A 26,196-nucleotide genomic window follows, 5' to 3' on the forward strand; every position below is an offset into this window, starting at 1 on the left:
CTAGAGCCTATACGATCGTCACTGCCTAGATATATAACTAATCCGCTCAACAGTAGCCCCTCGCGCTCCTGTTCACGCAGCCTTGATGAGATCAAGCGTCGCCCGCAAAAGAGGATGACCCGGCTTGCCAAGGCAATCTACAGCCGAGAAATGGTTGCAACCCGGCAGATCAATCGTCTTAAGGTTTGCTCCTTGCGGTATCCAGGCCGCCAGAAAATCCTCCTGCTGATCAAGGAATTCCTGACTTTCTTCCGCACCGACCGCGCATATGAGCGGTTGCTGGCTCAATGGCCGTAGTGCCAAAGGGCTGTAGCTTTGGATTGCCTGCTCGGTTAAGCGCAAGACCGGCTGCTGATAGCTGTGTATCAGCGGTGACAAGTCATAGACACCGGAAACAGAAACACCACCCGCGATGGGATTCTGCTCAACTCCATAGGCTGACCAATCGGTCCCAAAACACATTGCGGCAAGATGCCCGCCTGCCGAATGCCCGGCAACGTAGATCTGGCGTTCGTCAATTCCGTAGCGTTGCGCGTTGTCATGCAACCAGGCGATGGCCCGGCGCACCTGATCCGTGATCTGCGGGATCGTGGCTTTGGGCGCAAGATCATAGTTGATCGAGGCAAAAGCCACGCCTGCCTCCAGATACGGTGGGGCTAGGTAGTTGAAGTCAGACTTGTCGAGTGACTGCCACCAACCGCCATGTATGAACGCGAGAAGCGGCGCGCGCTCTGCGGCTCCATGAGAAATGGGAAAAAGGTCCAACCGCTCGCCCTGGGACGAACCATAGGCCAAATTTTGGCGACATGCGTACGTCTTCACTGCGGCCTGGCTGTCTTCCGACCAGCGTCGGAAGTATTCCGGATGGTCGGGAACCAACAGCCGGTTGTTTAGCTGGGCATCCAGTTGCTCGCGTGTATAGCTACGGTGAACGATGGCGCTCATGAATTCTCCTCTACTTTCAACGCTGCAAGATTAGCCGCAGACCTGCAGACTGGAAAGAGACCGCAGCCCGTGCTTTATTGCCGCTGGCAGGGCATGCGTCGGGACCTTGAAGATGAAAACGACGACACCCCAACCTACATAAGAACGGTCGCTCAAGAAGAAAGGCCCGGCCTGGGAACTGGAATGCACGAGAAACTCGCCTCTGTTGAAATGAAAGCGGAACCCGCTCTGCGCCACGTTGACCGTGTACTCGGTGAGTTGCGGCGCGGTACGCCCGTGCTCCTGCGGGCGCCGGACGGACGTGTCGCGTTGGTGCTCAGTGCCGAGACGGTGGATGATCCCTGCTTGGCAATTCTGCGCAAGAAGGCCAAAGCAGAACCCCTTCTGATCATCACCGCCAGGCGGGCCATGGCGCTTGGCTTGGAAGAAGGCAAGAGCGCCCGCAAGGGTGCCGACCCCGTGGCGCTCCGGCTGCTTGACCGCTCCGCGACGCGGGTGCTTGAACTGACCGACCCAAGCCTGCCACGTGCGCGCAGTGTGGAGCGCCCGCTTGTCGCCGATGCGCCGGCCGATCTGGCTCCGGCGTCCGTCGACTTGATGAAGCTGGCGCGGTTGCTGCCAGCGGCACTGTTGGCGATGGTCGATGGAGAAAGTGCCAAGCTCCTTGAAAATGATGATTTGCTGCTTCTGGAAACCGAGGAGGTGACGGCCTACAGGCTTGCGGCATCGCGCACCTTGTCGCGGGTCGGCGAAGCGAAGGTGCCTTTGGAGGGCGCGGAAAACGCGCGCGTCATCGCTTACCGCCCTCCCGATGGTGGCGTTGAGCACCTAGCCATTGTGATTGGCGAGCCAAAGGCCGACAGCCCGCTCCTTGCCCGCTTACATTCAGAGTGCTTCACCGGCGACCTGCTAGGGTCTTTGCGGTGCGATTGCGGCGATCAGCTTCGGGGCGCCATCCAAGCGATCGGCGCGCTCGGCGCCGGTGTCCTGCTGTATCTGGCGCAAGAAGGCCGTGGCATTGGCTTGGTCAACAAGCTGCGTGCTTACAGCCTGCAGGACCGCGGCGCCGACACTCTTGAAGCCAACGAACAGCTCGGGTTTGACGCCGACGAGCGCGTTTATTTGCCGGCGGCGGCGATGTTACGCGATCTCGGGTTTCATCAGGTCAACCTGCTGACAAACAATCCGGAAAAAGTCGAAGCCTTGGAGCGTTGCGGGATCGAAGTCATCTCCCGTGTGCCGCATGCCTTTCCCTCGAACCGCCACAACGAAGCCTATCTTGATACCAAGGTCCGCAAGTTCGGACACCTCTTCTAAACGGACCGAGTGAATTCGGTCCGTCGGTTCAAAGGATACCGAGGACTTGCTCCGGCGGACGGCCAAGGGCGGCTTTTCGGCCATCTACTACGAGAATCGGACGCTCGATGAGAATTGGGTTCTCGACCATTGCTTGTATCAAGGCGTCTCGATCGAGTTCCGGATTATCCAACCCCAACTCGCCGTACACGGCCTCTTTGCGGCGCATGAGATCGCGCGGCGCCATGCTCAACTTATCCAGAATGTCCGACAGAGTGGCTGCATCCGGCGGCGTCTTCAAATACTCGATGACCTGGGGCTTAACGCCCCTATCCTGCAAAAGCGCCAGCGTCTGGCGGGATTTACTACAACGCGGGTTGTGATACAGAATGACGGCCATCGACTTACCTTTCCTTCGCGACTCACTGCATAATACCTTGCAGACTCGGCTATAGCCCGACGAGGCCGGAAGGGCAAGCAACTGACCGGAAAGGAATGCCATGACCGGCAAACGCTTCCTGGTGGAACAGGACGGACCGCAGTTCTGGTTGCGGTTGGGCGGTCGCCGTTGGCGCTGCGCCGTCGGCAGAGGCGGTCTAAAGCACGACAAACTGGAAGGTGACGGCGCCACACCCATCGGGCTTTGGCCCCTTCGAGAACTGCTCTATCGACCGGATCGTCTGACTTTGCCGGCCTGCGGTCTTCCCGCCAGAGCCTTGCGGTCGAATGACGGGTGGTGCGACGATCCAACCGATTCAGCCTATAACAAGCTGGTGCTTCTGCCCTACGCCGCCGGGCATGAAACGCTTTGGCGTGACGACGGCGTTTATGACCTCATCATCCCCATGGGCTACAATGACGCACCTCCGGTTGCCGGGAAAGGCAGCGCCATCTTCTTTCATGTCGCGCGCGAAAACTATGCCCCCACCGAGGGCTGTGTCGCGTTGAGTAAGACCGATCTTCTGGCGCTCCTGCCACTGATCGGGCAGGGCGACGTTATCGAGGTGCTGGCACCCGGGCCCGCAGCTTAACCCTGTTGGCTGTAGTCGCGTGCCCCAAAGAGTGCGGTGCCGACGCGAACGAAGGTCGCTCCGAACGTGACGGCCACGTCGAAGTCCCCGCTCATTCCCATAGAGAGCTCCGACAAACCGTGACGGCGCGCCAACTCCCGTAGAAAGGCGAAGTGAATCGCCGGATCTTCCTCGACCGGCGGTATGCACATCAATCCCTCGAGCGGCAGGTCGAGGTCGCGGGCAAGCGTCACCAGCGCCTCGAGATCCGCCGGCAACACGCCTCCCTTTTGCGCCTCCTCACCGGTATTGACCTGTATGAAGCAGCGGGGTCGTCGACCCTGCTTATCCATCTCCTTTGCAAGGCTGCGCGCCAGCTTGGGGCGATCCACAGTCTGGATGACATCGAACAGCGCGACCGCGTCACCCGCCTTGTTGGTCTGCAGCGGCCCGATGAGATGCAGTTCGAGGTCGGCGTAAGAAACTTTCAGATCGGGAAACTTTCCCTGAGCCTCCTGGACCCGATTCTCTCCAAACACGCGATGACCACAGCCCAAAAGTTCGACCACTGCAGCGGCGTCATGGGTCTTGCTGACCGCCACGAGCGTCACCGCATCCGGCGACCGCCCGGCCTCCCGCGCCGCGACACCAATAGCGTCCCGAACCATCTGCAAACGCTCGGATGCCGTTTTGGCAACACTGTCTTCTCTGCTCATGCCGTCACCTGTTTGGTCAACTTTCCTGCGTCGTCGAGATACCCCAATCGCCGCATCATTGGTCCCTGTACTTTTATCACCCGGTCACGTTGGGCCGCGCTCAAGAGATCGGCTCCAGCGCCAACCTTGCCGGATCGGAAAAAGCGATCCGCATGGGGCGGCCGTTCGCTGAAATCCGATTCCCGTTCCTGGCGCGACAGCTCCTTGAAAGAAGAAAAATCGATCGCGCGCTGCAATCGCTCTGGATCGCCTGCAATGCCGAGTGTCTTGGCCAGATGCCCGAAAACCTGCAAAGGCCTTGTCGCCAGATCTTCGTAACGCAAGACAATGCAGGGAATCTGCTTGTTCGACATCCAGCTTTCCACGTGGTCACACCAGCGCCCCATGACGTAGCCGATCGAAGCTCCCGCTGTCGGGCTGCAGTTTTCACGGCTTTCAAGCGCCAGGATCGCCTGGTCCAAGCTCAGATTGAAATGTGCCGCATAGGAAGGAATGACATCCAGCGGATTGCGTGCGACGTAAACCACGCCAGCGGAAAGCGTCGGTGCAAAAAGCGGATGGCCGCCGACCTTTCCATAAATGCTATGGGTTTTGACGAAATGATCGTGCGGACGTTCGGCGGCGATCATCTCCTGAACCTTCGGTCGCAACGCAACGACCTCGGCATCGTTGAGGTCCAAGGCCTCAAGGGCCTGCCCCGAGGCCGCTGCATAAAAGCGCGGCCGCGTATCTGAAAGGGTGAAGGCTTTTAGATCGTTGATCGGCAAGGGCTCCTTTCGATCAAGCACCAGATTGGCCAGAAAAGCCCGGAGCCAAGTGTTCCCCGACTTCGGATAAGAGGCCAGCCATATGATGCGTCCCATGCTTCAGTCCTCCAGATAACCAAAGCGGCGCATGACATCTCCATGGTCGGCCGTAATCCGTTGCTGAATAAGCGGCGATAGCTCTGCGCGGCCCGCGCCGACCTTGCCGGAACGAAAGAAGGATTTCGAGTTGCGCGAGCGCTCTACAAAGGTGTGCTCGTCTTCCTGTCGGCGGGCTTCCTTGAAGCTGGAGAATTCTATGGCCTTCTTCAGCCGCCCGTCCTCCGGTTCCAGGCCGATGTGCCGCAACAGTTTGACAAAAGCCGTCCGCGGGTCGGCCTGCAGGTCTTCATAGCGCAGAACCAGCACACCGAGCTTGCGGTCATCGGCCCACGAGAGCACGTGGTCGCTCCAGCTCCCGATGTACTGGGCGACATTGGTTTGATTGGCGAGAATCTGGTTGGTCTTTTGACCGATGGCAATTGAAGCGGCTTCCGGCGTAATTCCGTAGTGATCCGCATAGGAAGGAACCATGTCCAAAGGGTTGCGCACAATATAGAGCGCGCCGCGGGTTACTTCGGGCGAAATCAGCCTCTCGCCGTCACGTCGGATGTTGGCGTTATGGGTTTTAACAAACAGAACATCGGAGGGATTGCGCGCCAGAGCGCGTTGCAACGCCGGTCGCAAACGATTCACAGCGGCTTCGGTCAAGGTCGTGTGCGGTCTTCCTGCGATCTTGCCATAAGCCTCGCCGATCACGTCGCCGTATCCCATCTTTCCCAGCTGATTGATCGGAAAGGGTTGCTCTGTCCGGGCCAGATAGTTGGCAAGGAAAAGCCGCACCCAGGTGTTTCCGGACTTAGGATAAGAGGCCAGCCAGAACAGATTCTTACCCACGTTGCACTCCAGACGCTTCGGGGTCGCTTCTCACGCCCGCTTTCAGGGCCCGCTCAAAATCTGGTTTGTAACCAAAGTGGGTGATCATCGCTTCATGTTTATCCCACAGGCGGGCTATCAGGTCCGGCCCCAGCTTGCGCGCGCCTTCGCCACTTTTGCCTGCTCGAAAGAAACGGCCGCCGTCACGCGCGGCCTCGGAGAACCCTGTCTCAGCCTCCTGTCGGGAGAGCCGCTCAAAACTGGAGAATCCTACAGCAGCCGCGATACGGCTCGCATCCGGTTCGAGACCGATATGAACCAAGGCCTTGTCCAGTGCGGCTGTCGTGTCGGCCTGCATATCCTCATATCGCAAAGTCAGCACCTTTAGCGCCTTGCTGTTGATCCAGCTTGCATTGTTCGCGCTCCAGCTTCCCACCACGCTGAGCAGGTTTCGCTTGGGATTGCCGCGCAGCACAAGCGTATCGCGGCAGAGTGACTCGACGGCCTTGTCCAATGAACAGCCGTAATGATTGGCGAAGGACACCGCGACATCCATCGGATTGCGCACGACATGCAAGGTGTTTCTGGTAACCGCAGAATCAATGGTGGGCGTGCCCTCGACGTCGGCCACCATGCTATGGGTCTTGACGAAGACGACGTCGGCCGGATTCTGCGCGTAAAAGCGCTGAACCGATGGCCTCAAAGCCATGATCTCGGCATCGCTTAGAGTGCCGACAGGCCGTCCCGCGACCTTGGTGAAAGCGCGCACGCCAGTATCGGAAAAGCTGTAGCGGCTGATTTCGTCCAGCCCTACCGGCTTGTCACGGTTCAGCAGGTAGTTGACCAAAAGAAATCGCAGCCAGGTGTTTCCCGATTTTGGGAAGGACGCGAGCCAGACGAGATTCCTGCGCACCGGTCCCTCCTCGCCTAGAGTGCTTCCAGGACGCCAGCGGCCAACAATCCTTGCAATACGCCGTGCATTCTCGGCTTCTCGATATCCTGAAACGCTCTTTCGATCTCGTGGCGTGCGGCGAAGTCCCGATCCAGGAGCCATTCGGCAATGCGGCTCTGCGTCTCATCCAAATCAAGCTTCTGGTCACCCCGCTTGACCTGAAAGCCGCTACCGCGCCGCACCAGCTTCACGCCTAGATTGCGAACCCGGAACAGGTCCATGGATTCGCGGAGCGGCAGATTGTAGGAAGCATAAATCTCAAAAGTCTTCTGCCGCACGTAGTCCGCCATCGCCTGCGCCTGGTTCGGACGCTTCATGATCTCCGTGAGCTTTGCCGCCGCCTCTTGAAGCAGTGTCTCGTAGCTCTTCTTGTCCTCAAAGTGCGGCAGATACTGCCGGAACAGCACTTCCTGCGGCAACTCGCGCATCAGCAGGTTCATGTAATCCTGCAGGACAAAGTGACAGGCGCCGAACGATACGTGCAGGCAATCCTCGCTAGAGGCTGTCGCGGCATGGACGAAACCATGCGGAATGTAGAGCAAGTCGCCCGGTTTGGCCGTCACTTCCAACAGGACCTTGCCCATCCGTTCCTTCACCTGGTCGGGCGTCAGGCTTTCGCTATCAAATCCCGGTATTGCAGCAACCGAGGGTATCCTGTTCTCATAGACGCGCCAGGTTTTCTCGCCGGAAATCTGGAGCGCGAAGACATTCTGCGTATCGAAGTGCTCGTTGTAACCCTGAATGCCTTTGTGGGAGGCGAAAATCGAGGTGTTCACCGGCGCCGAAACGTTGGCCCCAACTGCCAAAGAGGTCGCCCTGACCCCTGGAGAGAGTGTGTCCGCAAAAGCCAGCGCCAAGGTGGCACCCTGCTTCAAAGCCTGCTGCACGCTGCGCGGGTCAGGTCGCTGGCAGGGTCGGCCTTCCCGGTCTACCGAGGCATAGCAAAACTTCTGCGGCGGTATCAGCTTGCCGTTCAGTGCAAGGTCCATCGAGGCCTCGCTCCAAAGGTTGGCGACCTGAAGCATCTCGTTGAGCTGTTCCCAGGAGAACACGGCTTCGGCCTTTGCCGCATCACCCTTAATGAAGAGCGGCTTGCGTGTGTAGGTTTTGGCGAGGAACTCCTCGGGGGTCTCCGACGCAAGAAGTGCGCGAAAGCTCAATCCGGTCGTCATTTCATTCCTCTTCTGCTTTACCGCCTTTTGGGCCGGTCCTACTAACGCAGGCCAAGGTCATGAAAGCTCTTAGCATAGCCCAACCGCTCTATGACAGCCTTGTGGTCCCGATATAGACGCTCGAGGGACTCTTGCGTCAAGCGCGTCCCGCCTTCGCCGCTGCTGCCGCGTCGGAAAAACGCTGCGCTCTTGGGCGAGGCCTCTTGAAATCCACTTTCCTTTTCCTGCCGGGATAACTCATCAAAACTGCTGAAGGCCACGGCCTTACGCACACGCCCGGAATCCACAGGCATGCCCATATGCTGCAACGCGCGCGTGAGCTCGCGTTCTGCATCCTCCAACAAGTCCTCGTACCGCACCATCAATGTTTTCAAAGGTTTGGAGTCGATCCAACTCAGCACGTGCTGGCTCCAGGTGCCCGCCGGTTGAAACACGGTTGCCTTGTTGTCGCCCATGAACATGTTGGAGGGGTCGCCCATGGCTGCGACGGATTCCTCGGTATCCTGACCCAGATGGTGAGTCCGCGACACGGCGACGTCGAGAGGATTGCGGACGATGTAGAGGGAACAGCGCGTAAGCGCCGGTTGCACCGTCGCCGTTCCATAGATCGTTCCCGCCAACGAATGGGTTTTCACCAGCACGATATCATCGCGGGCTTCAGCATAAAGTCGCTGCACCGCGGGGCGGAGGTCATGGATCTCCCGCAAGCTGAGGTCAGTCAAGGGACGCCCGGCAACCCGCTGAAACGCGCGCGCGGCCATATCGCCATAGGTATAACGGCCGATCTCGCTGATCGGCAGCGGCTCTTCCCTATCCAGCAGATAGTTCACCAGCAGGAAGCGCATCCAGGTATTCCCGGATTTTATGTAGGAGGCCAGCCAAACGAGGTTCTTCTTCATGGCAGGCATGAATAGCCTGTTTGCCGAGCCGATTGAAGGGGTAGCCGACCTCGCGACAAAAAGGGGGCGGTAAACCGCCCCCTTCTCATATCGGCAAACGCCGTGATGCCTTGAGCTTAGAAGCTCAGCTTCACACCGAGAATGCCGTAAGTCGCGTGGTCATCGAAGCCGGCGCCACCGTCATCGTCGTCGAACTCGACGTGGGTGATGTTGCCTTCGAGCGTCACGCCCGGGCCCATCGCATAGGAGACGGCGAACTGGAATGCATCCTGTTCTTCGTCACCGGCAAGACCGACAGTCCCTTCTGCTTCGCCGTGGAAGTAGGTGAAGGACGCACCCCAAGGACCGGTCGTGTAGGACACGCCGGCATCGTAGGACTCACCCGTGTTCACGCCCTGGTCGTTGGCTTCGGCGTAAGAACCACCGATGGTGAAACCACCATAACCGAGGTTCAGACCAACGCTCCACAATTCCGGACTGCTGTCGGTTGCCCCGGAATCATCGTCGGCGAAGCCGTAGCGGCCGGACACAGCAACATCAAATCCGTCGAAGGAGTTGACGTAGTTGGCCGCAATGTCGAAGCCGTTCTTGAAGGCGCGGGTTTCGGAGAACTGGGTCAGGCTGTCCTGCGCGCCGTCCGGCGTGAAGGAAGCACCAAGCTGCAGACCATTCCAACGCGGTGTGAAGTAGGTGACGCGGTTGGAATCGTTGACACCGTCCAGTTCAAGATAGGTCGTGCCGAGCACGCGGCGGAAATAACCAGCCGCAGTGGTGGCGAGACCGAAGGAGGGCAGCCAGTTAGTCTGGTCGCCCGAGTTGACGTTGGCGAAGCTGACGTCCGGCGCGGCATAGGTCATCTTGTAGCCAGCCGAGTTCTCGGAACCGAGCAGAATCTGACCGAAGGAACCCTGGATGAAGAGATAGGATTCGTCGATCTGGTCAAAGGTGTTGGTTTCCGCCTCGAGCTGAACATCGACGCCGAAAGTCAGGCCGTTTTCCAGAGTCTGCTTGGCCTTAAAGTGAATTTCCGAATCCGGTTTGACATCAAAGCCGTCGAAGTCGGCCGTCGTGCCGTCGATGTCAACGCTCGAGTAACCGAACTTCTGCTCCATATAACCGCCAACCGTCACCTCGAACTGCGCCTTGGCCTGCTGGGCCCCGACGAAGCTGGCAACGGCAAGCGCCGTCGTGCCAAGAAGCACTTTCTTCATGGTAATCACCCTTTCATTCGCGAACCGCTTTTGGTCCTTTGCGGGAAACCTTGCGGCGGTTCCTTGTTTTTATGAGCCGGGACAGGTTGTCCCGGGGCCCCCTAGGTGGTCGATTCGCGTTTGTTTTATCTGAATCGATCCGATGCGCAGCCTATGGCAAGCCACCTTTCAATCAAGACGTGTTTCTGATTTGGACTATACCTTTGTGACACCTGTTGCAAAACCGCAACAGTGAATAGCCCCTGCGACAGGCGCCCAGATATACAAAAAGGGGGCGGAAACCGCCCCCTTCCCGCCGTCTCCGTGAGGTTGGCAGAGCCTTAGAAGCTCAGCTTAACGCCCACTAGACCGTAGGTGACATCCTCGTCGATGCCGCCATCGTCGTCGAACTCACTGCGAGTCACGTTACCTTCGATCAGGACGCCCGGGCCCATCGCGTAGGTGACGGAGAACTGGTAGGAGTCCTGCTCGTCATCACCCGGATTGACCAAGCTGCCCCGCGCTTCACCGTGGAAGTAGGTGAAGGAGGCACCCCAAGGCCCGGTCTCGTAGGAGATACCGGCATCGTAGGAGCGACCGGTGTTGACGCCCTGTGCATCGGCACTGGCGTAGGAGCCGCCGATGGTAACGCCTGCGTAGCCAAGGTTCAGACCCACCGACCACAACTCTGGGGAATCGGTGTCCACGTCGCCGGGCGAGCCGGGCACGGTCGCCGCACCACTGGAGCTGTCGTCGTCTGCGATGCCATAACGGCCGGAGATTGCCACATCGACACCGCTGAAGGTGTTGACGTAGTTAGCACCGATGTCGAAGCCGTTCTTGAAATCGCGGGTTTCGGCGAACTGGCTTTGGTTGTCCTGCGCACTGTCCGGCGTGTAGGAAGCACCGATCTGCAAACCGTTCCAGCGCGGCGTGAAGTAGGTCAACCGCTGGGCATCGTTGTTGCCGTCCAGTTCGATGAAGGTCGTGCCGAATACGCGACGGAAGAAGCCGGCGTTCAGACCAATGAAGGGCTGCCAGTTGGTCTGGTCGCCGGAGTTGACGTTAACGAAGCCTACGTCCGGCGCGGCATAGGTCATCTTGTAACCGGCGGTGTTTTCCGAGCCAATGAGGAGTTGACCGAAAGAACCCTCGACGAAGAGGAAGGATTCGTCGATCTGATCGCCGGTGTTGCTTTCCGCTTCAAGCTGGACTTCGAAACCGAAGGTCAGGCCATTCTCGAGAGTCTGCTTCGCCTTGAAGTGAATTTCCGAGTCGGACTTCACATCGAAGCCGTCGAAATCACCATTGGCGCCGTCAACGTCAACGCTGGCGTAACCAAACTTCTGCTCTGTGTAACCGCCGACCGTAACCTCGAACTGCGCCTTGGCCTGCTGGGCCCCGACGAAGCTGGCAACGGCAAGGGCGGTCGTGCCGAGAAGCACCTTCTTCATGATACTACCCTTTCTGTCGCGAACCATGGGGCCTCCCGCTATCGAGATATTGCCCCACGGTTCCTGGTTCAAATGTAGGCTGGGAGAGGAATTGCCCTGTGCCCCAGGAACGAACGGTCCACGCACTTGTGGATTCGTTCTGTAACGAACAGTACTTTATTACTCTTTGGGCACAAGACGAGGTCCGCCAGATCGCTACAATATTGTAACGACTGTTGCACTTTGATCACAGGCGGCAGGCTGCGGCATTGGGGTCGCGAGGAAATGGGTTGCGAGGAAATGGGTTGCGAGGAAATGGGTTGCGAGGCCGGGAGAGATGAGCGCCCTGTTCTCTAGCCAATCATCGGGCGGTGCAGACAACGAAAGACCATGAAGAGACAAAAGAAAAGGGGGCGGTAAACCGCCCCCTTCCCAATTCGGCAGATGCCGTGATGCTTGAGCTTAGAAGCTCAGCTTCACGCCGAGAATGCCGTAAGTCGCGTCGTCATTGAAGCCGGCGCCACCGTCATCGTCGTCGAACTCGACGTGCGTGATGTTGCCTTCGAGCGTCACGCCCGGGCCCATCGCGTAGGAGACGGCGAACTGGAATGCATCCTGCTCTTCTTCACCGGCGAGGACTGAACCTTCTGCTTCACCGTGGAAGTAAGTGAAGGAAGCGCCCCAAGGACCGGTCGTGTAGGACACGCCAGCATCATAGGCCTCACCCGTGTTGGCACCCTGGTCGTTGGCTTCGGCATAAGAACCACCGATGGTGAAACCACCATAACCGAGGTTCAGACCGACGCTCCAGACTTCCGGATCGCTGTTGGCGTTCACTTCGTCTTCAGCGAAGCCATAACGACCGGACAGAGCAACGTCAAAGCCGTCGAAGGAGTTGACGTAGTTGGCCGCGATGTCGAAGGCGTTCTTGAAGGCGCGGGTTTCGGTCAGCTGCGAGTTGTTGTCCTGCGCGCCATCGGGCGTGTAGGAAACACCAAGCTGGAAACCGCTCCAACGCGGCGTGAAGTAGGTCACGCGCTGGGAGTCGTTGACGCCGTCCAACTCAAGGTAGGTCGTGCCGAGCACGCGGCGGAAGTAGCCAGCCTGCGTGGTGCCGAGACCGAAGGAAGGCAGCCAGTTGGTCTGGTCGCCCGAGTTGACGTTCGCGAAGCTGACGTCCGGAGCGGCATAGGTCATCTTGTAACCAGCCGAGTTCTCGGAGCCGAGCAACAACTGACCGAAAGAACCCTGAATGAAGACATAGGACTCGTCGATCTGGTCGGCCGTGTTGGTCTCACCTTCGAGTTCGATCTGAACGCCGAAGGTCAGGCCGTTCTCGAGAGTCTGCTTCGCCTTGAAGTGAATTTCCGAGTCGGACTTCAGGTCAAAGCCGTCGAAGTCGACCGTCGTGTTGTCGATATCAACGCTCGAATAGCCGAACTTCTGCTCCGTGTAACCGCCAACCGTAACCTCGAACTGCGCCTTGGCCTGCTGGGCCCCGACGAAGCTGGCAACGGCAAGGGCAGTCGTGCCGAGAAGCACTTTTTTCATGGTTTTCACCCTTTCTATTGCGAACCGGTAACTTAAAAAACCGGTTCATCATTCCTCGCAAATGGAGCGCTGGGCGCCCCCCGTACTTTTTATTGCCCGGATTCCTCGCCCCCGAGCAGCATCAACACTTTATGCAGAGTGCCGCGCCGGTCAACGTAATTGAATGTTTTTTGTGACCTTCGCACCATACTGTTGCATCAAGGACACAGTTCGTTAACGTCGTTGGATTCTCAAAGGCTTATAAACAGTAATGCTGAAATGAACTGAAGAAACCCCCTGTTTCCGACTGAACCCATACGTTTTCAATGAATAATTACAATTAACTGTTCGGTTAATAAGGCGCTCGGAAGGCCAAACGACACGACAAGAGCGACATGGCTGACAAGTGGAACGCTTGCTTTCTTGACCTCCGGTGCGCCACCGTGGTCTAAAGAGCGCGAAATACGCCGCGCGGCGTCCGGGGTCGTGACGCCTGATAGGTGGGACTTCTTGAGACGGGAAGCATGAAGATTATGGGTCAAAACAGAGACAGCTTCTTCGCAAGCCGTTTGGTGATTTCTACGCTGTTGCTGGCCTTCTTGGCGGCTTGCGGCGGGCAGAACACCGAGGCCGTATACCCGGGCAAACGGCAGGGTTCGAAGCCGGGCTACGAAGAGCAGGAAAGCATATTCGGTCAAGACGGCCTCGTGCTCTTTGGCGGTTCGGACAAGGAGACTCAACTCGAGAGTGGCTCTGGCATAGCGGTCAACACCTTCTTGTGGCGGGCCTCTCTGGATACTGTCTCCTTCATGCCGCTTGCTTCGGCCGACCCCTTTGGCGGCGTTATCATCACTGACTGGTATCAACCGAGCGATTCGCCCGGTGAGCGTTTCAAGGTGAACGTCTTCATCCTTACCCGGCAGCTTCGTGCGGATGGCTTGCGTGCTTCCGTCTTCAAGCAAAATCTGCAGAACGGCGTGTGGACGGATGCTGCGGTGGAGAAGCAGACGGCAGTCGACCTTGAGAATGCAATTCTCACGCGCGCGCGCCAGTTACGGATCGCATCCATTCAGTAAAGCCAGCGCGCATCGAGCGCAGCGGTCTGCGGTTTGATGATTGGGCTGCAGCTTAGGGGCATGCGCTAACAGGATTTGACCGGCAATCGGGGGGTTGCCGCAGCACAGCTAAGAGTTCAGGACGTCCATGAGCCGTTACAATTCCAAATCGACCGAAATCAAATGGCAGAAAGCCTGGACGGAATCCCAGTGTTTTGCGGTTCGGGACGATAAAACCAAACCAAAATACTATGTGCTCGAAATGTTTCCCTACCCTTCGGGGCGGATCCATATGGGCCACGTCCGTAACTACACGATTGGGGACGTGATCGCACGCTACAAGCGCGCCCGCGGTTTCAATGTCCTGCATCCGATGGGTTGGGATGCTTTTGGCCTGCCGGCCGAGAACGCCGCGATGCAGAAGGGTGTACACCCGTCGCGCTGGACCTTCGAGAACATCGCGACAATGCGCGAGCAATTGCAATCGATGGGCCTTTCCATCGATTGGAGCCGGGAGGTGGCGACCTGTCACCCGGGTTACTACCGGCATCAACAACGGCTGTTCCTGGATTTCTTTAAGAATGCTCTGGTCTACCGTAAGGAGTCCTGGGTGAACTGGGACCCCGTGGATCACACGGTGCTCGCCAACGAACAGGTTATCGACGGCTGCGGTTGGCGTTCCGGCGCTCCTGTGGAGCGGCGTAAGCTGCCGCAGTGGTTCTTTAAGATCACCCGTTATGCCGACGATTTGCTGGAAGGCCTGGAGAGCCTGGATCGCTGGCCCGATAAGGTTCGGTTGATGCAGGAAAATTGGATTGGCCGGTCTCGTGGTGCCCGGGTCCGCTTTTCCGTTCAAGGTCGCAGCGTACCCCTTGAAGTCTTTACGACCCGTCCCGACACCATCGAGGGCGCTTCCTTCCTGGCGGTTTCACCACACCACCCCCTAACCCAGGAGCTGGCGGAGAAGGATGCTGGCCTGCGCGCCTTTATCGCCAGGTGCGACCACTTGGGCACTAGCGAAGCAGCAATTGAAGCGGCGGAGAAGCTGGGCTACGACACCGGGCTGAAAGGAACGCTTGGCCATCTTGGTGATCGTGAACTTCCGATCTACGTCGCCAATTTCGTGCTCATGGACTACGGAACCGGGGCGATATTCGGTTGCCCGGCCCACGATCAACGCGACATTGATTTTGCAAACAAGTACGGCCTTCCGGTCATCGAGACCTATCGACCGCTCGACGCTCGCGACCCGACCGGGGCTGAGTTGGAGGCGTTTGCATCGAAGTTGGCAGAGAACCCGCTCCTGGCAATCTCCGGGCCGAGCGGCAAGGCGCTGATTTTCCATATCAGCAAGACGGCCTTTGCGGATAAATCCGCCGATGAGAAGGTGTTCTACACGCGCGCTTCGTTCCTCACCGACCCGAAGGTTACACCCGTAGAGGCGGTCGAAAAAGCGATCGACCATTTGGAATCGCTTGGCTGTGCGGAAGGCGTGATTCAATACCGCCTGCGCGATTGGGGCGTTTCCCGACAGCGCTATTGGGGTTGCCCGATCCCTATTATCCACTGCGATTCTTGCGGCCCTGTCGCGGTGCCCGAGGACCAGCTGCCGGTGCAACTGCCCGAGGACATCGAATTCGGTCAACCCGGCAATCCTTTGGAGCGGCACCCAACCTGGAAGGCTGTGCCCTGCCCGTCCTGCGGAGCGGCCGCCAGACGCGATACTGACACGATGGATACCTTTGTCGATTCCTCCTGGTATTTTGCGCGTTTTTGCAGCCCGCGCGCCGACCTGCCGATGGCCCGAGAGGACGTCGACTACTGGTTGCCCGTCGACCAGTATATCGGTGGAATCGAGCATGCCGTTCTTCACTTGCTCTACGCGCGTTTTTTCACCCGTGCGCTCAAGGATTGCGGCTACCTGGACGTTAAGGAGCCCTTTGCCGGTCTTTTTACCCAAGGCATGATCGGGCACGAGACCTACCGCAACGCCGACGGAGACTGGCTTTCCCCGGACGAGGTGTCTCGCGACGGTGATCGGCCCGTCGGGCCCGACGGTAAGCCCGTCACGATCGGCCGTGTCGAGAAGATGAGCAAGTCCAAGCGCAACACTGTCGATCCGGAGATCATCATCCGCGACTACGGCGCCGATACGGCGCGCTGGTTCATGTTGTCCGACAGCCCGCCCGACCGTGATATGGAATGGACCGATGCCGGTATCGCCGGAGCATGGCGCTTCACTCAACGCCTTTGGCGGCAGGCGAACGAGGCGATAGAAACCTTACCGCCGGTAGAGGCCGCAAAGCCTTCCAGCTTCAGCGATCAGGGGATGGCGCTCAGGCGCCGGGCACACCGTGCCGTGCGGGATGTGTCCGAAGATGTCGAACTGTTCCGCTTCAACAAGGCCGTCGCGCGGGTCTATGAATTGTCAAACGACTTGCAGAGCTTTAAACCCGGCGCCGATTCGGACGCCTGGGTGCTGCGCGAGACGCTTGAGATCCTGACCCGTTTGATCGGCCCCATGATGCCGCATTTGGCAGAAGAATTGTGGCAGCGCCTCGGGCGAGAGGGTTTGCTGGCAAACCAGGCCTGGCCGGAACCGGAATCCGACCTATTGCATGAAAACGAAGTTACCGTTGCAATTCAGGTTAATGGTAAGCTCAAGGCCACGATCCTTTTGCCTAAGGACTGCGACAAGGGTCTGGCGGAAAAAACCGCACTGAGTGCCGATGGTGTTGTGCGGGCATTGGAGGGCAAGGCGCCGAGGAAAGTCATCGTGGTGCCCAACAGGGTGGTGAATGTTGTTGTCTGAGAAAACTGGGCCGAGGAGTTTGGTTAAGCGATCCAGGCGTGGTGCGATCCTGACGATAGGGGCGCTCGCCGCGCTCCCGCTTTTGTCGGCTTGCGGTTTCACGCCGCTCCACGCCAAGCGTGGCTCAGACGGATCCAGCGTCAACGACCGTCTGGCATCAGTGGGCATAGATCCGCTGAGCGACCGCAACGGCCAAATGCTGCACAATTTCCTGCGCGATCGCATTAATCCTCAGGGACAACCCGGCGACCCCGAGTACATCCTGCGCGTCGATCTGCGTGAATCGACTCAAGAGCTAGCCCTGCGGAAAGACGAAACGGCCCGTCGCGCCAACCTGATCGTCCGCGCTCGCTTTGCCCTCTATGACAAATCCGGACGCAATGTCATTTACCGCGGGAACAGCCAAGCAACCAGCGGTTACAGCATTCTGGCTCTAGAGGAAGAGTATGGCACAGTCGTGGCCGAGCGTGATGCTAGACGGCGGGCGCTCACGGTTGTCGCCGACGAAATTTCCCAACGCTTGGCAGTGTTCCTGTCACGCGACGAGGGGTGATAGTAACCCCGGACGGAAAGTAATCGGAAGGCAATCATGAAGATCGATGCCCGCTCTGCCGACCGATTTGCCGCAAAACCTTACCCGGATATCCGCGCGGTCCTTGTCTACGGCCCCGATGATGGCTTGGTCAAAGAACGAGCGGACACGCTGACGGCGAGTGTCGTTGAAGACCCTCGTGACCCGTTCCGAGTCGCCGAGTTGAGTGTTGGAGATCTCAAGGACGATCCCGCGCGTCTGATCGACGAAGTCGCCGCCATGGCCTTTGGCGGCGGCCGCCGGGTTGTCCGGCTGCGCAGTTCGGAGGACTCCCTGGCGCCGCTTTTTGCGTCCTTCCTGGCCGACCCCCCCGGTGGCGATACTCTAGTGGTCTTGGAAGCCGGTGACCTGCCACCAAGATCCAAGCTGCGCGGGCTCTTCGAAAAGGAGAAATCAAGCGCTGCCTTGCCGTGCTACCGGGACGAGGAAGGCACGCTGGAATCCTTGATCCGCGAGACCTTCGCGCAGGCGGGTTATCGCGCGACCCCGGAGGCCATTGCTTTCCTCCGCGATCATTTGGGAACCAATCGCCTTATGACCCGTCAGGAACTTGAAAAGCTGATGCTTTACAAGGGTCCCGTTGAAGATGGGCATTCCAGCATCGATATGGATGATGTCCTCGCCTGCGTCGGAGACAGCGCCCACCTGACACTTGATGATCTGAGCTTCGCTGTTGGCGACGGCGACTTGGCCCAGGTCGAAAGGTCGCTTACCAAAGCCTTTGCCGAAGGTCTGCATGCAGTGCCTTTGTTGCGCGCCGTGTCCGGGCATTTCATTCGCCTCCAGACCGCGCGGGGCCATCTTGACCAGGGACAGTCATCCGATCAGGCCGTTGCGAAACTTCGCCCGCCGGTTTTTTTCAAAACGAAGGACCGGTTCAAACGGCAGCTCGGCCGCTGGGGCGCCGTTGCCCTGGGAACCGCGATCAACCGGCTGCTAGATGCGGAGATGGACTGTAAGCGGACGGGCGCTCCCTCCGAGATGATTACTTCGCGCGCGTTGTTTGAACTGACGGCGCGCGCACCGAAATCCAAGGGCGGTCGCGGCTGAGGCTCACCACACACCGATCGCAGAACGGCGCCGCGGCCCGCAGAACAGGCGACCGGCCTTCACCCGTAAGTGATTGGCCGGTGATGAGACGCTGGTCTTACATTGACGGCATGAGAACAGTACGCACCACTGCCTACCCCACCATGACCACCAGACTTCTCACCGTTTGGGTTTTCGCTCTTGTTCTAGGCGCGTATCTGCTTGGCGGAGGGCATCCGGTAAACGCAGCGGATCCAGCCGCGAAAACACCCGTTGTCGTTGAGTTGTACACATCTCAAGGGTGCAGTTCTTGCCCGCCTGCCGATCAATTGCTGGCTGAACTGGCAACCGACGAAACGATCGTGGCACTCTCCCTGCACGTGGATTATTGGGATTACATCGGATGGCAGGACCCCTTCTCCGATCCGCTCTACACCGATCGACAGCGCGCGTACCTGGCAAGCTTATCAAACCGTTTCATCTACACGCCGCAGATTATCGTCGACGGACGTTGGGATGTGGTCGGATCGCGCCGGAATCAGGTGCGGGAAGCTATTGAGAAGGCCCGAGGAACGCCAAAGATTCCGATCGTTCTGGAACGGGAGCGCCTTACCATTCCAGCAGGACATGCACCAGATGGCGGGGCGACGATCTGGATGGCCTTTTTCGATCAGAAGCATGAGACCGAGGTTCGCGCGGGAGAGAACAACGGCCGCAAGATAACCAACGCGCATGTCGTCCGAAAACTGGTGAAAATCGGCGAATGGAATGGGGCCGCGGTAACGATGGACCTCAACATGGAAGCGGCGATCGCCGACGGGCGCGACGGCTGCGCGGTGCTCCTGCAAAGCAACGAAACCGGACCGATCATCGGCGCGGCGCTTTTGCCGTTCCGCAGTTAATCGGCCCGCCGCTTTCCATGAACGGGTCGCTACGAACGGAAGCCCAAGCCGTTCATGTGACTCAGGCGCTCCGTTCGCATCTCTCGGATCAAACGGGCTAACGGCGCAGCCTATTTCATCGTCGGCATGACAAACTCGGCCCCTGCCCGGATACCTGTCGGCCAACGCGAGGTGATCGTCTTCATTTTGGTGTAAAAGCGCACACCCTCGGGGCCATGCATATGATGGTCGCCGAACAGGGAACGCTTCCAGCCGCCAAAGGAATGAAAGGCCATGGGGACGGGAATCGGTACGTTGATCCCTACCATGCCCACCTGAATACGGCTTGCGAAGTTGCGCGCCGCGTCTCCGTCACGGGTGAAGATAGCGGTTCCGTTTCCATACTCATGGGCGTCGATCATCTCAACAGCCTTCGCATAGTCGGGTACGCGGACGACGGAAAGAACCGGACCAAAGATCTCCTCTTTGCAAATACGCATGTCTGGCTGAACTTCGTCGAACAGACAGCCGCCCAGGAAGTAACCGTTTTCGTATCCCTGCAGGCTGGTATCGCGGCCATCGACGACCAACTTCGCCCCCTCCTGAACGCCCAGATCCACATAGCTGCGGACCTTGTCCAGGTGTTGCTTGCTGACCAGCGGGCCCATTTCCGCTTCCGGATCGTTCCAGGGGCCGATCTTCATACCGCGGACACGCGGCTCCAGACGCTCAAGCAGAGCATCGCCCGCGTCCCCCACGGCGACTGCCACAGAAATCGCCATGCATCGTTCGCCGGCCGAGCCATACCCCGCGCCCATCAAGGCGTCGGTTGCTAGATCCATATCCGCATCCGGCATGATCACCATGTGATTCTTGGCACCGCCCAGCGCTTGAACACGCTTATTGTGGGCCGTGCCGGTGTGATAGACGTACTCGGCAATCGGTGTCGAACCGACAAAACTGACAGCGGCGATATCGGGATGCGACAGAATGCGGTCTACCGCCTCCTTATCGCCGTTCACGACGTTCAAAACGCCTGCGGGCGCGCCTGCCTCCATCATCAATTCGGCAAGCAGTAATGGCGCGGAAGGGTCTTTCTCAGAAGGCTTGAGGACAAAAGTGTTTCCACAGGCGAGCGCGACCGGGAACATCCACATCGGCACCATGGCCGGAAAGTTGAAGGGCGTGATTCCGGCAACCACACCAAGCGGCTGACGCATTGAATGGCTATCGACGTTGGTTCCGACGTTCTCGCTGAACTCGCCTTTGAGAAGATGCGGAATGCCCGTGGCGAACTCCACCACCTCGATGCCGCGCGTAACTTCTCCCATAGCGTCACTCAGAACCTTGCCATGCTCCTTGGAGATCAGGGTTGCAAGCGCTTCACGGTTGTTCTCCAGAAGCTCCTTGTACTTGAAAAGCACTCGAGCGCGGTTCAACGGCGTGGTCGCGGACCAGGTTGCTAGCGCCTGTCGGGAGGACTCGATAGCGGCATCCACCTCACCAATCGTCGCCAGCGCAACCTCGGCGGCCTGCTCTCCGGTAGAAGGGTCAAATACCGGGGAAAACCGCGTGCTATTGCTCTCAACTCTCACGCCACCGATGAAATGGTGGATCTTCGTCGCCATCGAACTTTTCTCCTTACAAATATCCCTGGAAATTTCAACTTGGTCATAACGCAATTGCACCTGTCCGTCGAGGCCGCCCTTGCAATCTTGGCAAAGCACACCTTTTTATGGTTCGGAGACCAATAGGTGACAAAATGCCACGTGACGGGTTGAACACTTCACTACGCGAAACTTTGATGGGGCTGGCCCGCTGCCGTCGCACGATCACGTACCGCGACCTGGCTATTGTCGCGAATGTTCCGTCGCCCTGCGCTATCCACAGCATCACCGTCGCCTTGGAGCAGATGATCCGGGAGGACGCCGCCGCCGGACGGCCTTTGTTGGCGGCGCTCGTCGTTAGCCGATCCCAGCCAGGGCTTCCCGGCAAGGGGTTTTTTCAGCTCATCTCCGAGTTGGGCCTCTACGATGGCCCGGACCACGGAGCCGCTGCTATCGAGTATCATCAGGAAGAGGTGGAAATGGCCTGCGCCTATTGGGGCGAAGGCGATTGTCTGCTTTAGATATCTCAACCTCGTACAACGACCCTGACTTGCCGACCCTGACTTGCCTACTGGGGTAAATTGCCAAAGGGCTTGCCAGTGGCACGGCATGCCGTCACCTTGGATTGATCATTCGGGCTGACGAGGGAACGCACGATGGCGTCTTGGGAAGGCACCCCGGCGAGCGTAAAGCTGGAGCATCAACAAGGCGCGGCGCCCGAGGCCGCCATCTTGCATTGTGGCGGAGATTGGGTCACCGCCAATCTTGAGCAGCTTGCCCAGCAACTCACTGCGCTGAAGCCGGAGAGCCCCCTCTCCCTGGAAGTAAATCTGGAAACCGTCGGGCGCCTGGATAGCGCCGCCGCTTGGCAACTTTGCCGCCATGTAGCCCGGTGGCAGTCTGAAGGCGTGACCGTTCAGTTTACCGGTATCAGTGACGATAAGCAGGCGCTGCTCGACAATGTTGGGGCTTTAGGCGATCTGGAGCCGCCCCGGGAAGCGCGTCCAACGCTTCTGATTGCCTTGATAGAACGTTGTGGCCGCGCGTCGATATGGTTTCTGCTTCAGGCCCGCGATCTGATCAATTTCATGGGGATGACGGTCATCGCGATGACTCGGGCGATACTGCGGCCCCGCCGACTGCGTTTCGCGGCCATCTTCACTCACATGGAACGCACCGGTTTTGACGCTTTGCCGATCGTCGGCCTGCTATCCTTCCTAATCGGTGTCGTACTGGCCTACCAGGGCGCAGACCAACTGCGCCGTTTCGGGGCTGAGATTTTCACCGTCAATCTGGTTGGCATCGGCGTCCTTCGTGAGATGGGCATATTGATCACCGCCATCATCGTCGCAGGGCGGTCCGGATCCGCCTTTACGGCTCAGATCGGCACCATGCAAGTGAACGAGGAGATCGATGCCCTTGAAACAATCGGCCTGGACCCGGTGGACGTGCTGGTCCTGCCCCGCGTAATTGCCCTTATCTTGGTCTTGCCGTTGCTGACTTTCTACGCCGACATCATGGGTGTGCTGGGTGGCGCGGTTATGTCCATGATCGCCTTGGATATTACACCTTCGCAGTTTATCACGCAGTTTCACGGCGCCGTGCCCATCGACAATTTTTTCGTCGGTATCGGCAAAGCGCCGATCTTTGCTTTTGTGATTGCCCTGGTCGGCTGTTTCCAGGGCATGCGGGTTTCCCGCAGCGCCGAATCGGTGGGCCAACAAACCACCCGAGCGGTTGTGCAATCGATTTTCATCGTGATCGTTCTGGACGCCATCTTCTCCATCTTCTTTTCCATCGTCGGGATCTAGCGCCATGCCGGAAACCGCAAAAAGCGCTATCGAGGTCAAAGGCTTGGTTACCCGCTTCGGCAGGAATGTCATCCATGATGGTGTCGACCTAACTGTGCGGCGCGGCGAGATTCTGGCGCTGGTCGGCGGCTCGGGTACTGGAAAATCGGTGTTGCTGCGCAACATCATCGGCCTGATGACCCCCGCCGCGGGAGAGGTCGAGGTTCTGGGGCGGGATATGAGGGGCATGACGCCGGTCGAACGCCACAGCTTCAAACGCCATTGGGGGATGCTGTTTCAAGACGGCGCGCTTTTTTCGTCGCTGACGGTCGCGCAGAACATCGAAGTACCGCTGCGCGAGCACCTGCGTCTGAAACCAGCGTTGCGCCGGGAGATAGCCTTGTTGAAGATCGCCATGACGGGGCTGCCGCCGGGCGCTGCCGACAAGTACCCCTCCGAACTATCCGGCGGCATGCGAAAACGCGCCGGTCTTGCGCGGGCCTTGGCCTTGGACCCGGACATCTTGCTTCTGGACGAGCCGACAGCAGGCCTGGATCCTATCGGTGCGAGCAATTTCGATACGCTGCTGCGCACGTTGCAAGGCGCGCTCGGCCTGACGGTCATCATGGTTACCCATGATCTGGATTCCCTGGTCGCCGTTGCCGATCGCATTGCCGTGCTTGTCGACAAGCGTGTTAAGGTGGACACGTTGGATCGATTGCGGCGCGACCCGCATCCCTGGATTCAGGAATACTTCAACGGGCCGCGCGCACGCGCCGCCATGGGAGAGGGCTAGGCCAGGAATTATGGAAACCCGTGCGAACTATCTTCTGGTCGGGTTGTTCGTGATCTCGCTGTTCGTCGGCGGGATCGGCTTTGTCGTTTGGCTCGCCAAGGTCAATGTCGATGCCAGCATCACCTCCTATGAGATTCACTTCGAGGATAGCGTATCGGGCTTGCGTGAAGGCGCCAGTGTCAGCTATCGCGGCATCAACGTCGGCGAAGTTAAGGCCATTCGCATAGATCCCGAAAACCTGGAACGGATTGTCGTCACGATCGAGGTGCGCGCTGACACACCGATCCGCAGCGATACCGTTGCGACATTGGCGATTCAGGGTTTGGCGGGCGGCAGTTATGTGTTGCTTTCCGGCGGCAGTCAGTCTGCGGCGCCCCTGGTCCCGCAGCCGGGACAAAGGATGGCCGTAATCGCCTCGAAGGCTTCCGGCCTGCAGGAGTTGTTGGATAGCGCGCCGTCGGTTCTTTCCGAGGCCAATCTAGTCCTCAAACGCGCCAATGACCTCCTGCGGCCCGAAAACCGTAAGGAGTTTGAACAGGCGCTCATCAACTTGTCGCAGCTACTCGCAACACTTAAGGAGGGAGCAACCGGTTTGCCGGAGTTGATGGATACATCGCGCGTGACCATCGAGGAGATCGGTCGAACCGCAAAGACTGTTGGCACGACCACACAATCCTTTCAGGAACTGATAGCTGGTTTCGAGAGCGAGTCGAAACAGCTGGCGAGTCAGGCCGGCGCAACACTCAAGGCCTTCGAGGACACCGCCCGCTCGGTCGAGGGAAGCGCGGACAACCTCGGGGGCGATCTGCGCGGTAGCCTGCAGGCGATCCGTGCCTCGGCAGAGCGCTTCGAGGTGCTGGGTGGTACAATGAACAAGATTCTGGAGGAGAACCGGGGGCAACTCGCGGAATTCACCTCCAGCGGTCTTTTCGAGGTTGTCGCCTTTTTCAGTGAGGCCCGAGACCTCGTGACTAACGTGAACAGGTTGCTGGGACAAATCGAACGCGATCCCGGCAACTTCATTTTTGGCAACCGCTCGGAGGGTTATGACGCTGGCACCCCGGATTGATCGAACGCGCCGCACCCTGGTCCAGGGGACAGGAGGTCTGGCGCTCACTTTAGCCCTACCCATTCTCAGCGGTTGCGCGGGACTGGTAGGCCCGCGCGGCGAGCCGCCGCAACTCTATCGCCTGACGCCGAAATCAACCTTTCGCCAGGACTTGCCACAGGTGTCCTGGGCGCTGCTGATCGACAGGCCGACATCAGGGGCCGGTATCGACGTGCCACGCATCGCGTTGATGCGCTCACCGGTCACGTTGGAGTACTACGCCAAGGCGGCCTGGACAGACCGCGCGACGCGCATGGTGCAAGGGCTGATTTCGGAATCTTTCGAGAATACCAACGCCATCGGCGCGGTGGGACCGGAGGCGCTGGGGCTGCGTGCGGACTTCCTTCTAAAGACCGAGCTGCGCGAGTTCCAAGTCGAGTATTTCGATGGGGGAAAGCCGATCGCGCATGTGCGCATCAACGCCAAACTGGTGCGTGCCCTGGATCGACGAATTCTGCAGGGTCGCCTCTTCGGCGCCAAGGTAGCGGCGGCTGAAGATAAGATTGGAGCCATCATCGAGGCCTACGACGAAGCGCTCAATCAGGTCTTGAAGGAATTGGTGATCTGGACGCTGGAGACCGGCAACGCCGAGCAGCAACAAGGCTAGCGGCTACCAGCGCCAGAACCCACTATCCAGCAACACCAGTAAGGTGAATAGCTCCAGGCGGCCGTTGTAGGTCATGCGCACCACCGCGTGTGGAGCATAAAGGCTCCGCAATTGGCGGCGCGCGACAAGCAAAAGGATTTGAAACCGAAAGATCTTGATCGCGCCGCTTGTCGAGCCGACGCAACCACCGACAAAAGTCAGGAAAAAGAAGAGGCCGACAGAGAATGACGCCGCTCAGGGCTTTCTGGCAAGGCAAAAGGCCGTCAGACCAGCCATGCGATTTATTGGAAACAGAAGGATTCGCTCCAGGGCATGAGCTGCCACAAGGAGGCTATTCAAAGGCTCCGGAGCTTTTCTGAGGGAACTTGCCGGTTGCAGGTCCCCGCGCTTTACCCGTCTGCTCTCAAGTAGCCGAAGAACCGCGACCAAAGGGAAGATAAGGCCGAAGAAATACCGGCCTCGCTCTATCTCCAAGCCTGCGCGCCGGACGAGATCTTCCAGCTCGGCCAGGCTGTACCGCCGCCTATGCTCCAGGAAGACATCGTGGCCAGACCAAAGAAATGTGAAGGCTGGCACTGTAATGGCAACGCGGGCACCGGATGCTAAATCATTGCTGTACTGGGTCAAAAGCGCCAGATCATCGTCCACGTGCTCCAGTACATCCATCATCAAGACCAAGTCGGCGCGGCCGGAGGGCTCCAGCACGCGCCGAAAGCTCAGTGGCCGCCCAGCGTGCGTTTCATCCCGTTCCTCGCTGTAGTAAGGGTCGATGCAGTAAGCTTCGGCTGCCAAGCCATGTTCCAAGAGTTGTTTGGAAAAAATCCCGGACCCGGCGCCTACATCCACGAGACGTCGTGCAGGCATTCCCTTCAGCAGAGAACGGAGCGCGGCTCCCTTGGACCGGTAGTACCAATGGTCAACAATGGCTGCGCCCAGTATTTCTTCTTCTTTCAGGTCCATACCCATTGCCCCCCACTTCAAACAGGTTAGACAGGCGGAGACGCCCAATCAATGCGCATTGATAGACTCAATTTTACTCTTATTAGCTGTTTGTAATAGATTGTTTGCACCCTTAATAAGGCTCTATTAAGGAATTT

General features: G+C 58.7%; 25 protein-coding genes. 12 read left to right on the top strand and 13 right to left on the bottom strand.

The window, feature by feature from the left end; all coding sequences use genetic code 11:
* Positions 1-72 precede the first annotated feature (72 nt).
* Positions 73-945, bottom strand: a complete 873-nt coding sequence (locus tag ABIE63_RS04360) for an alpha/beta hydrolase (protein ID WP_354503139.1) — start codon at positions 943-945, stop codon at positions 73-75.
* A gap of 183 nt (positions 946-1,128) precedes the next feature.
* Between ABIE63_RS04360 and ribA the strand changes: the two genes are divergently transcribed.
* On the top strand, positions 1,129-2,262 hold the full coding sequence (gene ribA / locus ABIE63_RS04365) for a GTP cyclohydrolase II (RefSeq protein ID WP_354503141.1): 1,134 nt from the start codon (positions 1,129-1,131) through the stop codon (positions 2,260-2,262).
* Between the two features lie 28 nt (positions 2,263-2,290).
* Here ribA and arsC read toward each other — a convergent pair whose 3' ends face one another.
* Positions 2,291-2,641, bottom strand: a complete 351-nt coding sequence (gene arsC, locus ABIE63_RS04370) for an arsenate reductase (glutaredoxin) (RefSeq protein ID WP_354503143.1) — start codon at positions 2,639-2,641, stop codon at positions 2,291-2,293.
* A gap of 100 nt (positions 2,642-2,741) precedes the next feature.
* On the opposite strand from arsC, the gene ABIE63_RS04375 reads away from it, so the two are divergent.
* Positions 2,742-3,272 (top strand): L,D-transpeptidase family protein, encoded by a 531-nt coding sequence (locus tag ABIE63_RS04375; protein ID WP_354503145.1) that lies wholly within the window; start codon positions 2,742-2,744, stop codon positions 3,270-3,272.
* Here the strand turns inward: ABIE63_RS04375 and ABIE63_RS04380 are convergent.
* The 9 genes from ABIE63_RS04380 to ABIE63_RS04420 form a co-directional block, all read right to left on the bottom strand.
* The gene (locus ABIE63_RS04380) at positions 3,269-3,967 is read right to left on the bottom strand and encodes a YggS family pyridoxal phosphate-dependent enzyme (protein ID WP_183414728.1); all 699 of its coding nucleotides are present in this window, start codon (positions 3,965-3,967) and stop codon (positions 3,269-3,271) included. The genes ABIE63_RS04375 and ABIE63_RS04380 overlap by 4 nt on opposite strands.
* The gene (locus tag ABIE63_RS04385; RefSeq protein WP_183414729.1) at positions 3,964-4,830 is read right to left on the bottom strand and encodes a sulfotransferase domain-containing protein; all 867 of its coding nucleotides are present in this window, start codon (positions 4,828-4,830) and stop codon (positions 3,964-3,966) included. The genes ABIE63_RS04380 and ABIE63_RS04385 overlap by 4 nt, the downstream gene beginning before the upstream one ends.
* Positions 4,831-4,833: 3 nt before the next feature.
* Positions 4,834-5,667, bottom strand: coding sequence for a sulfotransferase domain-containing protein (locus ABIE63_RS04390; protein WP_183414730.1), 834 nt, complete (start codon positions 5,665-5,667; stop codon positions 4,834-4,836).
* The gene (locus tag ABIE63_RS04395; RefSeq protein WP_354503148.1) at positions 5,660-6,559 is read right to left on the bottom strand and encodes a sulfotransferase domain-containing protein; all 900 of its coding nucleotides are present in this window, start codon (positions 6,557-6,559) and stop codon (positions 5,660-5,662) included. The genes ABIE63_RS04390 and ABIE63_RS04395 overlap by 8 nt, the downstream gene beginning before the upstream one ends.
* Positions 6,560-6,573: 14 nt before the next feature.
* Positions 6,574-7,770 carry a cupin domain-containing protein gene (locus ABIE63_RS04400; RefSeq protein WP_354503150.1) on the bottom strand — a complete coding sequence of 399 codons (1,197 nt, stop codon included), beginning with the start codon at positions 7,768-7,770 and terminating at the stop codon, positions 6,574-6,576.
* A 41-nt stretch (positions 7,771-7,811) separates the two neighbouring features.
* Positions 7,812-8,669 (bottom strand): sulfotransferase domain-containing protein, encoded by an 858-nt coding sequence (locus ABIE63_RS04405; RefSeq protein ID WP_354503153.1) that lies wholly within the window; start codon positions 8,667-8,669, stop codon positions 7,812-7,814.
* A 116-nt stretch (positions 8,670-8,785) separates the two neighbouring features.
* Positions 8,786-9,880, bottom strand: a complete 1,095-nt coding sequence (locus ABIE63_RS04410) for a porin (protein ID WP_183414734.1) — start codon at positions 9,878-9,880, stop codon at positions 8,786-8,788.
* Between the two features lie 320 nt (positions 9,881-10,200).
* A complete protein-coding gene (locus ABIE63_RS04415; RefSeq protein WP_354503155.1) occupies positions 10,201-11,340 on the bottom strand; it encodes a porin in 1,140 nt (379 codons plus the stop codon).
* 414 nt (positions 11,341-11,754) lie between these two features.
* On the bottom strand, positions 11,755-12,843 hold the full coding sequence (locus tag ABIE63_RS04420; protein ID WP_354503157.1) for a porin: 1,089 nt from the start codon (positions 12,841-12,843) through the stop codon (positions 11,755-11,757).
* Between the two features lie 512 nt (positions 12,844-13,355).
* Between ABIE63_RS04420 and ABIE63_RS04425 the strand changes: the two genes are divergently transcribed.
* The 5 genes from ABIE63_RS04425 (at position 13,356) to ABIE63_RS04445 (ending at position 19,212) form a co-directional block, all read left to right on the top strand.
* On the top strand, positions 13,356-13,898 hold the full coding sequence (locus ABIE63_RS04425; protein ID WP_183414737.1) for a DUF3576 domain-containing protein: 543 nt from the start codon (positions 13,356-13,358) through the stop codon (positions 13,896-13,898).
* A 127-nt stretch (positions 13,899-14,025) separates the two neighbouring features.
* Entirely contained in the window at positions 14,026-16,689 is a 2,664-nt protein-coding gene (gene leuS, locus ABIE63_RS04430; protein ID WP_354503159.1) for a leucine--tRNA ligase, read from the top strand.
* A 19-nt stretch (positions 16,690-16,708) separates the two neighbouring features.
* Positions 16,709-17,242, top strand: a complete 534-nt coding sequence (gene lptE, locus ABIE63_RS04435; protein ID WP_354503161.1) for an LPS assembly lipoprotein LptE — start codon at positions 16,709-16,711, stop codon at positions 17,240-17,242.
* A gap of 36 nt (positions 17,243-17,278) precedes the next feature.
* Complete coding sequence (gene holA, locus ABIE63_RS04440; protein ID WP_354503163.1) at positions 17,279-18,331, top strand: DNA polymerase III subunit delta; 1,053 nt, start codon at positions 17,279-17,281, stop codon at positions 18,329-18,331.
* A gap of 83 nt (positions 18,332-18,414) precedes the next feature.
* Positions 18,415-19,212 (top strand): DUF1223 domain-containing protein, encoded by a 798-nt coding sequence (locus ABIE63_RS04445; protein ID WP_354503165.1) that lies wholly within the window; start codon positions 18,415-18,417, stop codon positions 19,210-19,212.
* A gap of 110 nt (positions 19,213-19,322) precedes the next feature.
* Here ABIE63_RS04445 and ABIE63_RS04450 read toward each other — a convergent pair whose 3' ends face one another.
* Positions 19,323-20,819: a CoA-acylating methylmalonate-semialdehyde dehydrogenase gene (locus ABIE63_RS04450; protein ID WP_183414742.1), complete on the bottom strand. Its 1,497-nt coding sequence runs from the start codon at positions 20,817-20,819 to the stop codon at positions 19,323-19,325.
* Positions 20,820-20,953: 134 nt separating this feature from the next.
* Here ABIE63_RS04450 and ABIE63_RS04455 point away from each other — a divergent pair, with 134 nt between their 5' ends.
* The 5 genes from ABIE63_RS04455 to ABIE63_RS04475 all read left to right on the top strand — a co-directional run bounded on the left by ABIE63_RS04455 (position 20,954) and on the right by ABIE63_RS04475 (position 25,099).
* On the top strand, positions 20,954-21,319 hold the full coding sequence (locus ABIE63_RS04455; RefSeq protein WP_354503167.1) for a hypothetical protein: 366 nt from the start codon (positions 20,954-20,956) through the stop codon (positions 21,317-21,319).
* Between the two features lie 135 nt (positions 21,320-21,454).
* A complete protein-coding gene (locus tag ABIE63_RS04460; protein WP_354503170.1) occupies positions 21,455-22,609 on the top strand; it encodes an MlaE family lipid ABC transporter permease subunit in 1,155 nt (384 codons plus the stop codon).
* 4 nt (positions 22,610-22,613) lie between these two features.
* Positions 22,614-23,384: an ATP-binding cassette domain-containing protein gene (locus ABIE63_RS04465; RefSeq protein ID WP_354503172.1), complete on the top strand. Its 771-nt coding sequence runs from the start codon at positions 22,614-22,616 to the stop codon at positions 23,382-23,384.
* A gap of 10 nt (positions 23,385-23,394) precedes the next feature.
* Positions 23,395-24,453: an MlaD family protein gene (locus tag ABIE63_RS04470; protein ID WP_354503173.1), complete on the top strand. Its 1,059-nt coding sequence runs from the start codon at positions 23,395-23,397 to the stop codon at positions 24,451-24,453.
* Positions 24,431-25,099: an ABC-type transport auxiliary lipoprotein family protein gene (locus tag ABIE63_RS04475; RefSeq protein WP_354503175.1), complete on the top strand. Its 669-nt coding sequence runs from the start codon at positions 24,431-24,433 to the stop codon at positions 25,097-25,099. Before ABIE63_RS04470 ends, ABIE63_RS04475 begins: the two co-directional genes overlap by 23 nt.
* A gap of 234 nt (positions 25,100-25,333) precedes the next feature.
* Here the strand turns inward: ABIE63_RS04475 and ABIE63_RS04480 are convergent, their stop codons facing one another.
* Positions 25,334-26,059: a class I SAM-dependent methyltransferase gene (locus tag ABIE63_RS04480; protein WP_354503176.1), complete on the bottom strand. Its 726-nt coding sequence runs from the start codon at positions 26,057-26,059 to the stop codon at positions 25,334-25,336.
* Positions 26,060-26,196 lie beyond the last annotated feature (137 nt).

The organism is Limibacillus sp. MBR-115 (genome assembly GCF_040549425.1).
GTDB classification, from domain to species: Bacteria; Pseudomonadota; Alphaproteobacteria; order Kiloniellales; family CECT-8803; genus Limibacillus; species Limibacillus halophilus.